This window comes from Phenylobacterium sp. LjRoot97, assembly GCF_964254345.1.
Taxonomy (GTDB): Bacteria; Pseudomonadota; Alphaproteobacteria; order Caulobacterales; family Caulobacteraceae; genus Phenylobacterium.
Window position 1 is genome coordinate 4,218,542 of sequence record NZ_CAXUTH020000001.1, and the last position, 12,102, is coordinate 4,230,643.

Sequence of the window (12,102 nt, forward strand, 5' to 3'; positions counted from 1 at the left end):
TCGAACAAAGCCCGACCGACGTTGTCCGGCTCTGAGGACGGCGGGAGACAGCGCCTAGACGCCAACTCCGTTTATGCCGTTCCCATCGAGCGACTTCGTACGTTCGGGATCGATCCAGCCGATATTCCCATCCGGCCGGCGGTACACCACGGACAAGCCTCCGTGAGCGGCGTTCCTAAACACGATTGTTTGAGATTCCGTCAAGTCCAACTCCATGACCGCCATAGAAACGGTCATTTCGCGAACCGGCTTTTCGGTTTCTGCGATCACCATTCCCGAAGGCGGCTGGTGCGCGGGCTGCGACGTTTCGCCGTCGTCCCAGTCGACATCCTCGTCCCCCTCGGGGGCGCGGATGACGAAATAGGACGCCGTTTCCGCCTGCTTGGCGTTCGCCGCGGCGGAATGACTCTTCAGCCGACGCTTGTAGCGTCGGATGCGAGTCTCGATCTTGGCGAGCGCGGCGTCGAATGCGCCGTGTGCATCGCTCCCCAGACCATGGGACTGCAACGCCTGGCCTGAGGCCAGCTTCACCGCGCAGTCGACTCGGAAGGAATGGCCCTCACGGCTGACCACGACGTCGGCGTCTCCGCCACGTTCGAAGTACTTACCGATGGAACCGGTGATTTCGTCGGTGACCCGCTCGCGCAGGGCCTCCCCGACGGCGACATGCTTGCCAGAGACTAAGACTTGCATGACGTAACAACGCGCCCGTGCGGCTTGGGTGTCAAGCTCCCCCGAGCCAGTTCACGAGAAGGCGAACACCGGCGACCACGGCGTCCGCGGCCACGTACAAAAGAAAGGCGCTGAACGCCGCCAGGATGTACCCGGCGACCGCAAAAAAGCCGTCTCGCTGGAACAGCGAAAACCCCAGAACGCCGATCGTCAGGCCGGGCAGCAGGTTGCCCAGCGGAATGGGCAGGATCAGCACGAACGCCAGCAGCGAGCAGATCACGCCGATCAACCGCTGGCCCCAGGGGCTGAACAGCAGACCGATGCGTGGGCGCGAGATCTTCTCGAACCGCTCGACCCACGGCAGCAGCGGTCCGAACACCTTGTTGAGGTCCGCCCCGCTGATCCGCCGCCCGTCGACCGAGCGCGGCAGCCACGGCGCGTCGACCCCCAGCGCCACCTGCGGCGCCAGCAGCAGCAGCGGCGCGCCCAGCACAGTCGAGGATCCCGGCGGCAGCGGCAGCAGGTTTGGCAGGGCGAAGATGAACAGCAGCGCCCCGAAGGCGCGGGTTCCGAACCGGTCGATGATCTCGCCAACGCTCACGCTGTCGCGCGCGCTCAGCTCACGAACGATGGCCGAGATGGAGGTGTGGTCGGTGTCGTCGTCGCTCATGCCTCGCCGCGGCGGCCCCTCGTCGTTTCCCAGCGTGACCACAACGCCCGGGACGTGTTTTGGATCTGGCCTGCATTTCTTCATTTACAAGCAGGCGCCTCTTGCCATATCGGAGCGCCATGCGTCGTTCGACCATTAAAAGCGCGATTAAAACCACCATGCCCGCGGGGCTTGGGGGTTCGCGCGTGCTCGCCGCGTAAGACCCCAAGGACCCCGCCGGCAGGCTGGGGTCGCATTCTCGAAAAGCGAAAGACCTCGGCCTCCCGGAACTCACCACCGGAGACGATAGAGTCATGCTTTCCACTGAAGTCGCCCGCCCCGCCGGCCAACGTCTGTTCAACGTCGCCATCGTCGGCGCCACCGGCGCTGTCGGCGTCGAGCTCATGGAGTGCCTCGAGCGCCGCAACTTCCCGGTCCGCTCGCTGAAGCTGCTGGCCTCACCGCGTTCGGCCGGCCGCACCTACGTCTTCCAGGGCCGCCAGGTGGCCGTCGAGGCGCTGACCGCCGAATCCTTCACCGGCGTCGACATCGCCCTGTTCTCGGCCGGCGCCAGCATCAGCCGTGAGTTCGCGCCGATCGCCGCGGCCAAGGGCTGCGTCGTGGTCGACAACTCCTCAGCCTTCCGCATGCAGGCCGAGATCCCGCTGGTGGTGCCGGAGGTGAACGGCGGCCTGCTGGGCGAGCAGCCGCGCATCATCGCCAACCCCAACTGCGTCGCCGCCATCGCGGTGATGGCCCTGGCCCCGCTCAACGCCCGCAACACGGTCCAGCGCGTGATTGCCGCGACCTACCAGTCGGCCTCGGGCGCGGGCGCCGCCGCCATGGCCGAGCTCGAGCAGTCGACCGCCGCCTACCTGGCCGGCGAGGCGTTCGAGCCGAAGGTGCTGCCGCACCCCTACGCCTTCAACCTGTTCAGCCACAACGCCGGCGTCGACGCCGAGACGGGCTACAACGGCGAGGAACTCAAGGCGATGGAGGAGATCCGCAAGATCATGTCCGCGCCCGACCTGCGCCTGTCGTTCACCTGCGTCCGGGTGCCGGTGCTGCGCGCCCACTCGATGTCGCTGACCGTCGAGTTCGAAAACCCGATCACCTCGGAAGAGGCCGTGGAGTGGTTGGCCGCCGCCCCGGGCGTGAAGCTGGTCAACGACGCCCTGCGCAACCACTTCCCAATGCCGAACGAGGCCTCGGGCGGCGACGACGTGCTGGTCGGCCGCGTCCGCGCCGACCTGTCGGACCCCACCGGCCGCACGCTCAGCCTGTTCGTGGTCGGCGACCAGCTGCTGAAGGGCGCGGCCCTCAACGCCGTCCAGATCGCCGAAGTCGTCGCCCGGTAGTGCCGACCGCTCCCTCACCCCTTGGGGGAGAGGGTTGGGGTGAGGGGGACCACGGCGTCGGCCGCAATGCGACGCTTCGCGCCGCCTCACCTCACCTCTCCCCTCAAGCGGGGAGAGGGACGTCTAGGATCAACCTGCCGACAACCTTCGGCGTCAGAACGCCGGCTGCACCGCGCCGGCGTACTTCTGGGCGATGAACGCCCTCACCTCGGGCCCGGTCAGCGCCTTGGCCAGCTTCTGCACCCGCGGGTCGTCCTTGTTGTCCGGCCGCGCGACCAGCAGGTTCACATAGGGGCTGTTCCCATCCTCGAGGATCAGCGCGTCCTTGGCCGGGTTCAGCCCCGCGTCGAGCACGTAGTTGGTGTTGATCACCGCCAGGTCCAGCTCGCCCAGCACCCGCGGCAGGGTCGCAGCCTCCAGCTCCTTGAACTTGAGGCCCTTGGGGTTGGCGACGATGTCGTTCAGCGTCGACAGCGGGTTGGCCGGATCCTTCAGGGTGATCAGGCCGCCCTTCTGCAGCAGCAGCAGCGCCCGGCCGCCGTTGCTCGGCTCGTTGGGGATCGCCACGCTGGCGCCCTGCGGCAGCTCGGCCAGCGACTTGATCTTCTTGGAATAGGCCCCGATCGGCTCGATGTGCACGCCGACCACCTTCACCAGGTTGGTGCCGCGCGCCTTGTTGAACTCGTCGAGATAGGGCGCGGTCTGGAAGTAGTTCACGTCCAGCTGCTTCTGGGCGACCTGCAGGTTCGGCTGCACGTAGTCGTTGAACACCTTCACATCCAGCTTCACGCCTTCCTTGGCCAGGATCGGGCGCACGACCTCCAGGATCTCGGCGTGCGGCACCGGCGTGGCGGCGATCACCAGGGTGTCGGACGGCGCGGCCGGCTTCTGGCCGCAGGCGGCCAGCGCCAGGGCGGCGGCGGCCAAGATCAGGGTGCGCTTGTTCAGCATGGACTTCCTTTCGCAGCTCAACGGCGGCTGAGCTTGATGACCAGGCGGTCGCCCGCCCATTGCAGGCCCTGCACCAGGGCCAGCAGCAGCAGCACCGTCACGACCATGACGTCGGTCTGGAACCGCTGGTAACCGAAACGGATGGCGAGGTCGCCCAGCCCGCCCGCACCGACCACGCCGGCCATGGCGGTGTAGGAGACCAGCGCGATCGCCGTCACCGTCGCGCCGGCCACGATGCCGGGCAGGGCCTCGGGCAGTAGCGCTCCGAACACGATCTGCCGCGGGCTGGCGCCCATCGCCTGGGCCGCCTCGATGACGCCCTTGTCGACTTCGCGCAGCGCCGTTTCGACCAGGCGGGCATAGAACGGCGCGGCGCCCACCACCAGCGGCGGGATCGCTCCGGCCACGCCCAGCGACGTCCCGACCAGCAGCATGGTCAGCGGGATCATCACGATCAGCAGGATCACGAACGGCACCGAGCGCAGCACATTGACCGCGAACGACAGCGCCGCGTGCGCCGGCGCGTTGTCGAGCAGCTTGCCCTTTCCCGTCAGGAACAGGATCACGCCCAGCGGCAGGCCCAGCAGCACCGAGAACCCCAGCGACCCGGCCAGCATGACCAGGGTGTCGAGGCTCGCCTGGCCGATGTCGGCCCAGTTGATATTGGCGAACATCTAGGCCTCCTCGACCCGCACGCCGGCGGCGACCAACCGCTCGCGCGCCGCAGCGACATCGCCGCCGACCAGCGAGACCAGCAGCTGGCCATAGGGCTCGTCGCGGATGCGGTCGATGCGGCCGGCCAGGATCGAGTAGTCGACGCCGGTGTCGCGGGCGATGCGTCCCAGGATCGGCTCATAAGTCGCCTGCCCGCGGAACGTGAGGCGCAGCGCCCCGGGCGTCGCCGCGGCGCCCAACCCAGCGGCGTCGGCCACCAGCGCCCGCGTCACGTCATGCTGCGGATGCAGGAACACCTCGGCCACCTCGCCGCTCTCGACCACCGATCCGGCGTCCAGCACGGCGACGCGATGGCAGACGCGGCGGATCACCTCCATCTCGTGGGTGATCAGTACGATGGTCAGGCCAAGCTCACGGTTCAGCTCGCTGAGCAGGTCGAGGATCTGCTCCGTGGTCTGCGGATCCAGCGCGCTGGTCGCCTCGTCGCACAGCAGGATCTTCGGGCCGTTGGCCAGCGCGCGGGCGATGCCGACCCGCTGCTTCTGTCCGCCCGACAGCTGGGCCGGATACTTGTGCGCTTGGTCGCTCAGGCCGACCCGCGCCAGCAGCAGTTCGACCTTCGGGCCGATCTGCGCCTTGGCTACGCCCGCCACCTTCAGCGGATAGGCGACGTTCTGGGCGACGGTCTTCGACGACAGCAGGTTGAAGTGCTGGAAGATCATCCCCACCCGGCGGCGCAGGGCCCGCAGCGCGGCGGCGTCCAGCGCCCCGACATCCTCGCCGTCGGTGATCACCTTCCCCGCGCTCGGCCGTTCCAGCCCGTTGATCAGCCGGATCAGGGTCGACTTGCCGGCCCCCGACTGGCCGATGACGCCGAACACCTCGCCGGCCTGCACCTGCATGGTGACGTCATGGAGCGCGGGCGCGGCGGCGCGCGTGAAGGTCTTGCCGACGGATTGAAAGCTGATCACGCGGGCATCCCTATCCGGACGCCCGCCAGGCTCAAGACAGAATTTCTTGCAAAGCCCGCAGGTCCGGGCGCGTTCTTGCCGAAATCAGGCCGCCGCGCGCACGCCATGGGTCGGCCGATAGGCGCCGGCGTCGGTCGTGAACTCGGCGTGGCCATAGCGCTGCAGCAGCGCGCGGATCTTGCGCACCAGGGCCGCGTCGGCCGCCCCGCGCAAGCCCGGGATCCGCCCGGCCCAGCGATAGGCCGCCATCCGCAGACCGATGGCCACGGCCACCGCCGCGAACACCGCCCGGTCCAGACCGCTGACCGGCACGCCCATCCGCTGCGCCGCCGCCTGGTCGCCCTTCAGGAACTGGCGCAGGAAGAACGCCTTGGCGAAGCTCTTCTCGACCACGTTGTGCAGCCGCGCCATCGGCGAGCGGCTGGCCGGCAGATAGGCCGACAGCGTCGCGCGGATCAGCTCGCCGCAGGTCTCGTCGTCGAAGCCCTGGCGCAGGGTCGAGTTGCGCGCGGTCATGATCCGCACGATCCCCTCGGGCGTCGTCGCCAGCAGCTCCTCGGGCAGGCCCAGCAGGAAGCAGCGGTAGCGGGCCAGTTCGACCTGCGCTCGCTCGGAGGCCGTGAACTCGCGCCGCCCCTGGCCGACCAACTTGAACGCCATCAGGAAGATCGGGATCAGACCGGCCGGCATCTGGTCCACCTGCGGGATCGGCACGCCGTAGACGGCGCTGTCCCAGCGGCCGGTGCGCAGGGCGTTGAACCGCACCATCGAGTGCATCAGCCGCACCATGGCCGCGGCCTTGAAGCCTTCACCGTGGCGCTCCAGCGCGCCGGGCAGCACCGTGGTCGCAAAGAAGGTCGCCGTCTCGTTGACCCGCCGCGCGGCGGTGTCGTTGCTCAAGGTCCCGGTCAGGGCCATCGGCAGGGCGGAGTACTTGTTGAGGAAGGTGGCGATGAACGCCCCGCGGATCGCGAACGGCGCCAGGTTGGCGGTGGCGTTGCGGTCTAGCCGCGCGCCCTCGGCGACGAGGTCCATGTTCACCCAGTCCGGAGTCGCCTCCATCGCGGCGATGAACGCGGCCAGCTCCGGCGGCGCGTCCTCGACCGCTTCGATCCCGTGGTCACAGGCCTGCACCAGCATGGCGATCAGGCCCCGGAAGCCGTGCTTCGGGATCAGCGCCGCATAGGCGTCGGCCACCACGTCGCCCAGCATCGAATAGGCGCGGACCAGCTCGATCTCCTCGTCGGTCACCTGCACGCCCAGCGGCGCGCGGTCGCGCACCACCGCGAGCGCGGGGTCGTCGGTGAACCGCTCCGGCTGGCGATCGAAGTCCACGGCCCCGTACATCAGCGGCAGCTCAGCCTTCTGGGCGGCGATCCGCTGGCGGGCGCGCTCGACGGCGAGGCTCATGGACATCTCCGGGCGATCAGGTCTTGGTCTGCCAGGAACGATATGTAAGCATTCCTCACATTCCTACTCGCGTTCACGCGGCCGCGCGCCGCCGCCCTTCGGTTTCGCCAAATGACTGAAAGACAACGCAGAACGCCGCGCCAGGCGCGCGCCGAGTCGACGATCAAGGTGATCCTCGACGCCACCTTTCAACTTCTCGAAGCCGAGGGCGCCCAGCGGCTGACCACCAACCATATCGCCGCCCGCGCCGGGGTCAGCATCGGCACCGTCTACCAGTACTTCCGCGACAAGGACGACATCCTCGCCGCCCTGGCCGAGCAGCGCGCCAGCGCAGTGCGCGACGACATCGCCGACCTGGTGATCAGCCCGCCGGGCGCGAACGCCGTGCGCGCCATCGTCCAGGCCCTGACCCGCAGTTTCGACGACGCGCCGCGCGGCCGCGCCGCCCTGCTCGACGCGCTCTACCGGCGGCGCGGCGACGACGGCGGGCTGGCCCAGCACCACCAGGCGTTCCTGGCCGCCATCGAGGGCAAGGCCCAGTTCTCCATGGAGCTGACCCCCGAGCGCGCCTTCGTGCTCACCCACGCGCCGATCAGCCTGCTGCGCGCGGCCGCGGCCGAACCCGGCCTGGGCCTCGACCCGGCCGCGCTCGAAGATGAACTGGTTCGCCTGCTGGAAGCCTATCTGACGGCCCTGCCGGCCGCCGCGGCGCCGGGCGGCTAGACCGCTTCCTTCAGCATCCGCCGACGCTCGACGGACGAGGGGATGCGCATCGCCTCGCGGTACTTGGCGACGGTCCGGCGGGCGATGTCGACGCCGGTTTCCTTGAGGATCTCGACGATCCGGTCGTCGGAGTGCACGTCGCGCTCGCCGCGCTCGGTGTCGATCAGCTGCTTGATCTTGTGGCGCACGCTTTCGGCCGAGTGCGCTTCCCCGCCCGAAGTCGAAGCGATCGACGAGGTGAAGAAGAACTTCAGCTCGAACATGCCGCGCGGCGTGGCGATGTACTTGTTCGAGGTCACTCGGCTGACGGTGGATTCGTGCATGCCGATGGCGTCGGCCACGGTCTTCAGGTTCAGCGGCCGCAGGTGCTCGACCCCGAAGGCCAGGAACCCGTCCTGCTGGCGCACGATCTCGCTGGCCACCTTCAGGATCGTCTTGGCGCGCTGGTCCAGGCTCTTCACCAGCCAGTTGGCGCTGGCCATGCAGTCGGAGACGAAGACCTTCTCCTGGTCGGTCCGCGCGCCGCCGGCCACACGGGCATGATAGCGCTGGTCGATCAGCAGCCGCGGCAGGGTGTCGGTGTTCAGCTCCACGTGCCACAGGCCGCCCAGGCCCTCGCGCACGAACACGTCGGGCGCCACAGGCTGGCTCGCCTCGCCGCCGAACGCCGCGCCGGGGCGCGGGGTCAGGCCGCGCAGCTCGGCGACCATGTCGCGCAGGTCCTCGTCGTCGACGCCGCAGACCTTGCGCAGCGCGCTCATGTCCCGCCGCGCCAGCAGCTCCAGATTGTCCAGCAGCGCCACCATCGCCGGATCGCAGCGATCGCGTTCCTTGAGCTGCAGCATCAGGCATTCGCGCACGTCGCGGGCGAAGACGCCGGTCGGCTCGAAGCCCTGCAGCGTGGTCAGCACGCCCTCGACAGCGACCAGGTCGCAGCCCAGCCGCTCGGCGGTCTCGAGCAGGTCGACGCGGAGGTAGCCGCCGTCGTCGACCCCGTCGATCAGGATGGCGGCGATGGCGTTCTGCGTCGGGCTCAGCCCGGCCACGGCCAACTGATCGTGCAGGTGCTCGCTCAGCGTCTTTTCGCGGGTCAGCCGGCCTTCGAAATCGTCGGTGTCCTCGAAGCTGCCGCCTTTGCCGGCCTTCGACCAGTCGACCGCCCCGCCCGCATGCTGGGCTTCCTGAGCGTCGCCGGTCGCGTGCTCGCCGGGCGAGGCCTGGTCGTGCGAGGTGTCCATCTCCGCCGCGGCGGCGTGGTCGCTGACCTGGTCGGCGGAATAGTCGTCGGCCTCGCTGCGCGGCTGCTCTTCGCGGTCGGGCTCTGATTCGCGCTCGTCGCGCTGCAGCAGCGGATTGCGCTCCAGCTCGCCCTCGACGAAGGCTTCGAGCTCAAGGTTCGAGAGCTGCAGCAGCTTGATCGCCTGCTGCAGCTGGGGCGTGATGACCAGCCCCTGCCCCTGCCTCAGCTCCAAACGCGCGCCGAGCGCCAAATCCGCCTCCTGGCCTGTTTCTTGCTGGCGAGGTTAGCGCGCTCATCACAACCGAAGTGTTAACCGCACGGCGACGCTTCGTTTACGCCGCCATGGTCTCGCGCGCCGCGGCCAGCGGGGCCCAGTCGAACTCAGGGTAGACCCCGGCCATCATCCGATCGACGTATCGCGCCAGGTTGCAGAAGCTCATCGCGCGGTCGCGCAGCGGCGCTTCGAAGAACGGGATCATCAGCCCGGCCAGCATGCCGAAGGCGATGGCGTCGACGCCGGTCGGCCGCGCGCCCATCAGGAACGGCTTGTCGCCCAGCAGCGCCGAGAGCGCCGCCAGCGAGCGCACGCCCAGGCTCAGGATCTCCTCGTCGCTGTGCCGGCCGATGCCGACCGCCCGCAGGCTCTCGGTCATCCGGGCTTGGATGTCGCGACGCATGTCTTCCTGCATGGCCGGCGGCATCGCCTGGAAGAACTGCGCCGGCCCCTTGGCGTAGTTTTCCGGGATCAGCCAGCGGACGTTGATCAGCGTCCAGCCGAGATGATTCTCCACCATCCGCTCGATCGCCCAGGCTTGGGCCCGTTCGGCGACGCCGAGCCCTTCGTCGAAGTCGACGCCGTACTTTCGTTCCAGATGCTGGCGGATGAAGTGGCTGTCGGCGATCAGCTCGCCGTCGTCTTCCAGCCACGGAAGCTGGCCCTTGGGGGACATCTGCGGCGGGGCGACTTCCTTGGCGTAGGCCAGGCCGGCCATGCGCAGGTGAACCTCGGTCTTGGTCACATAGGGGCTCGCCTCGGGCAGGCCGAAATTCGCACCGATTCCGTAAAGCGTGATCATGGAGTCTCTCCCTGAAAGAACTCCGTTGGCTTAGAACCGAGCTACTGCCACCATGCTGTCAGCATCCCTCGCCGATGCTCCAGCCCCATGAAGCGGATCTCCATGCGTCGCGCCGACCGCCTGTTCCAGATCATCCAGATCATGCGCCGGGCGCGCGCGCCGATCACGGCCGACGCCATCGCCGAGGAGCTCGAGACCTCCAAGCGGACGGTCTATCGCGACATCGCGACCCTGATGGGCCAGCGGGTGCCGATCCGCGGCGAGGCCGGCATGGGCTACGTGCTCGACCAGGGCTTCGACCTGCCGCCGCTGATGCTCACCCCCGACGAGATCGAGGCCGCCGTGCTCGGCGCCCAGTGGGTGGCCAGCCGCGGCGACCCTTCCCTGGCCCGCGCCGCCCAGGACCTGATCGCCAAGATCGGCGCCTCGGTGCCCGAGCGCCTGCGCCCCTATGTGCTCGAACCGGCCGGCCGCGCCGTCCCGGCCTGGCGCTCGGCCGCGCCCGACCAGCTCGACATGGCCCAGGTCCGCGCCGCGATCCGCGCCGGCCGCAAGATCACGCTGCAGTACCGCGACGAGCAGGATCGCGAGAGCCAGCGCACCGTCTGGCCGGTCACGGTCGGCTATCACGAGACGGTGCGGATGCTGGTCGCCTGGTGCGAACTGCGCACCGACTTCCGCAACTTCCGCACCGACCGGGTGGTCAGCGCGCAGTTCCTGGAAGACCGCTATCCCGACCGCCCCTCCCTGCTGCGCGCCCGCTGGCGCGCGGCGCTGGAGGCCGAGCACCGACGCTATCTGGAACAGCACGCCGCCGACCGTGACGCTGCGGCCACACCGGCGGGGTGAACTGGTTTTTCCCTCTGGCGCGCTTTCGGCGAACTCTGTAATCCGCGCCTCCCAAATCGGAGACCCTCCATGGCCCTGCGGCCTACCAATCAGATGTGCGTCTCGCTCTTCGGCCGCCAGGTCGAGGAAAAGCACGCTCATGTCTGGGAGGTAGCTCGGGTCTAGGATCGCCGTCGATCTTGGGACTGTACGAAGAACCCCTCCCGGCCCGGCCTGGAGGGGTTCTTCGTTTCCGGAGGTCCCTTCCAGCCGTGACGCCGGGTGGGGCGGCAAGGAAAGGAGAACCCGATGAGCGGGTTCGAATACATCGAGACCACCGGCAAACCGATCAAGGCGTGGACGCGCGGTGTCCCGCTCGAGGACTCGGCCCGCCGACAACTGCAGAACGTCGCCAGCCTGCCGTTCATCCACAAGCACGTCGCGGTGATGCCCGACGTGCACTGGGGGATGGGCGCGACCGTCGGCTCGGTCATCCCGACCCTGGGCGCGATCATCCCGGCCGCGGTCGGCGTCGACATCGGCTGCGGCATGATGGCGGTGCGGACCTCGATCCGCGCCGAGCACCTGCCGGACTCGCTGCTGGCGCTGCGCACCGCGATTGAGGCGGCCGTCCCGCACGGCCGGACCGACAATGGCGGGCGCAACGACAAGGGCGCCTGGGCGGCCGAACCGCCGGCGATCGCCCAGGCCAAGTGGGCGGCGCTGAAGGACGGCTATGACGACGTGATCGCCCGCAATCCCAAGGCGGCGCACCCGCGCGGCCTTGGCCACCTGGGCACGCTCGGGACCGGCAACCACTTCGTCGAGCTCTGCCTCGACGAGGGCGGCGCCCTGTGGGTGATGCTGCACTCCGGTTCGCGCGGGGTCGGTAACCGCTTCGGCAGCTACTTCGTCGAGCGGGCCAAGCAGGACATGCGGCGCTGGTTCGTGAACCTGCCCGACGTCGATCTCGCCTACTTCCCGGAAGGGACCGACGGCTTCATCGACTATGTGCGGGCGGTCAGCTGGGCGCAGAAGTACGCCCTGGCGAACCGCGAAGTGATGATGGACCAGGTGCTGGGCGTGCTGCGCGCGGCGTTCCCGGACCTGGCGACGACGGAGATGGCGGTGAACTGCCACCACAACTACGTCAGCCGCGAGCGTCACTTCGGCAAGGACGTCTTCGTGACCCGCAAGGGCGCGGTGCGGGCCGGCCTCGGCGAACTCGGGATCATCCCGGGCTCGATGGGGGCGCGTTCCTTCATCGTGCGCGGCAAGGGCAACGAAGACTCGTTCTGCACCTGCTCGCACGGGGCCGGCCGGGCGATGAGCCGGACCGAGGCCAAGCGCCGGTTCACGGTGGACGACCACGTCGCGGCCACCGCGGGGGTCGAGTGCCGTAAGGACGCCGACGTGATCGATGAAACGCCGATGGCCTACAAGGACATCGACGCGGTCATGGCGGCCCAGGCCGATCTCGTCGAGATCGTCCACACCCTGCGCCAGGTCGTCTGCGTGAAGGGCTAAGGCGCGCCGGCTCGCTCTCGCG

At 68.8% G+C, this 12,102-nt stretch carries 12 protein-coding genes; 4 read left to right on the forward strand and 8 right to left on the reverse strand.

Features of this window, described 5'->3' with window-relative positions; all coding sequences use genetic code 11:
• Nucleotides 1-54: 54 nt before the first annotated feature.
• Both hpf and ACSQ2H_RS20975 read right to left on the reverse strand, forming a co-directional pair.
• Nucleotides 55-693: a ribosome hibernation-promoting factor, HPF/YfiA family gene (hpf, locus tag ACSQ2H_RS20970; protein ID WP_436063298.1), complete on the reverse strand. Its 639-nt coding sequence runs from the start codon at nucleotides 691-693 to the stop codon at nucleotides 55-57.
• 31 nt (nucleotides 694-724) lie between these two features.
• Nucleotides 725-1,342, reverse strand: a complete 618-nt coding sequence (locus tag ACSQ2H_RS20975; RefSeq protein WP_436063299.1) for an exopolysaccharide biosynthesis protein — start codon at nucleotides 1,340-1,342, stop codon at nucleotides 725-727.
• Nucleotides 1,343-1,635: 293 nt separating this feature from the next.
• Here ACSQ2H_RS20975 and ACSQ2H_RS20980 point away from each other — a divergent pair, with 293 nt between their 5' ends.
• A complete protein-coding gene (locus ACSQ2H_RS20980; RefSeq protein ID WP_436063300.1) occupies nucleotides 1,636-2,679 on the forward strand; it encodes an aspartate-semialdehyde dehydrogenase in 1,044 nt (347 codons plus the stop codon).
• A 153-nt stretch (nucleotides 2,680-2,832) separates the two neighbouring features.
• Here the strand turns inward: ACSQ2H_RS20980 and ACSQ2H_RS20985 are convergent, their stop codons facing one another.
• The 4 genes from ACSQ2H_RS20985 to ACSQ2H_RS21000 form a co-directional block, all read right to left on the reverse strand.
• The gene (locus ACSQ2H_RS20985; protein ID WP_436063301.1) at nucleotides 2,833-3,630 is read right to left on the reverse strand and encodes a MetQ/NlpA family ABC transporter substrate-binding protein; all 798 of its coding nucleotides are present in this window, start codon (nucleotides 3,628-3,630) and stop codon (nucleotides 2,833-2,835) included.
• Between the two features lie 17 nt (nucleotides 3,631-3,647).
• The gene (locus ACSQ2H_RS20990; RefSeq protein WP_436063302.1) at nucleotides 3,648-4,304 is read right to left on the reverse strand and encodes a methionine ABC transporter permease; all 657 of its coding nucleotides are present in this window, start codon (nucleotides 4,302-4,304) and stop codon (nucleotides 3,648-3,650) included.
• A complete protein-coding gene (locus tag ACSQ2H_RS20995) occupies nucleotides 4,305-5,276 on the reverse strand; it encodes a methionine ABC transporter ATP-binding protein (RefSeq protein ID WP_436063303.1) in 972 nt (323 codons plus the stop codon). It abuts the gene before it with no gap.
• 84 nt (nucleotides 5,277-5,360) lie between these two features.
• Nucleotides 5,361-6,686: an oxygenase MpaB family protein gene (locus tag ACSQ2H_RS21000; RefSeq protein WP_436063304.1), complete on the reverse strand. Its 1,326-nt coding sequence runs from the start codon at nucleotides 6,684-6,686 to the stop codon at nucleotides 5,361-5,363.
• A 111-nt stretch (nucleotides 6,687-6,797) separates the two neighbouring features.
• Between ACSQ2H_RS21000 and ACSQ2H_RS21005 the strand changes: the two genes are divergently transcribed.
• On the forward strand, nucleotides 6,798-7,409 hold the full coding sequence (locus tag ACSQ2H_RS21005) for a TetR/AcrR family transcriptional regulator (RefSeq protein WP_436063305.1): 612 nt from the start codon (nucleotides 6,798-6,800) through the stop codon (nucleotides 7,407-7,409).
• Here ACSQ2H_RS21005 and rpoN read toward each other — a convergent pair.
• Entirely contained in the window at nucleotides 7,406-8,899 is a 1,494-nt protein-coding gene (gene rpoN, locus ACSQ2H_RS21010; RefSeq protein WP_436063306.1) for an RNA polymerase factor sigma-54, read from the reverse strand. The genes ACSQ2H_RS21005 and rpoN overlap by 4 nt on opposite strands.
• Before the next feature lie 82 nt (nucleotides 8,900-8,981).
• Nucleotides 8,982-9,725 carry a glutathione S-transferase family protein gene (locus tag ACSQ2H_RS21015; RefSeq protein ID WP_436063307.1) on the reverse strand — a complete coding sequence of 248 codons (744 nt, stop codon included), beginning with the start codon at nucleotides 9,723-9,725 and terminating at the stop codon, nucleotides 8,982-8,984.
• Between the two features lie 102 nt (nucleotides 9,726-9,827).
• Between ACSQ2H_RS21015 and ACSQ2H_RS21020 the strand changes: the two genes are divergently transcribed.
• Together ACSQ2H_RS21020 and ACSQ2H_RS21025 are read left to right on the forward strand one after the other, a co-directional pair.
• Nucleotides 9,828-10,574, forward strand: coding sequence for a helix-turn-helix transcriptional regulator (locus ACSQ2H_RS21020; RefSeq protein ID WP_436063308.1), 747 nt, complete (start codon nucleotides 9,828-9,830; stop codon nucleotides 10,572-10,574).
• Between the two features lie 288 nt (nucleotides 10,575-10,862).
• On the forward strand, nucleotides 10,863-12,080 hold the full coding sequence (locus tag ACSQ2H_RS21025; RefSeq protein WP_436063309.1) for an RtcB family protein: 1,218 nt from the start codon (nucleotides 10,863-10,865) through the stop codon (nucleotides 12,078-12,080).
• Nucleotides 12,081-12,102 lie beyond the last annotated feature (22 nt).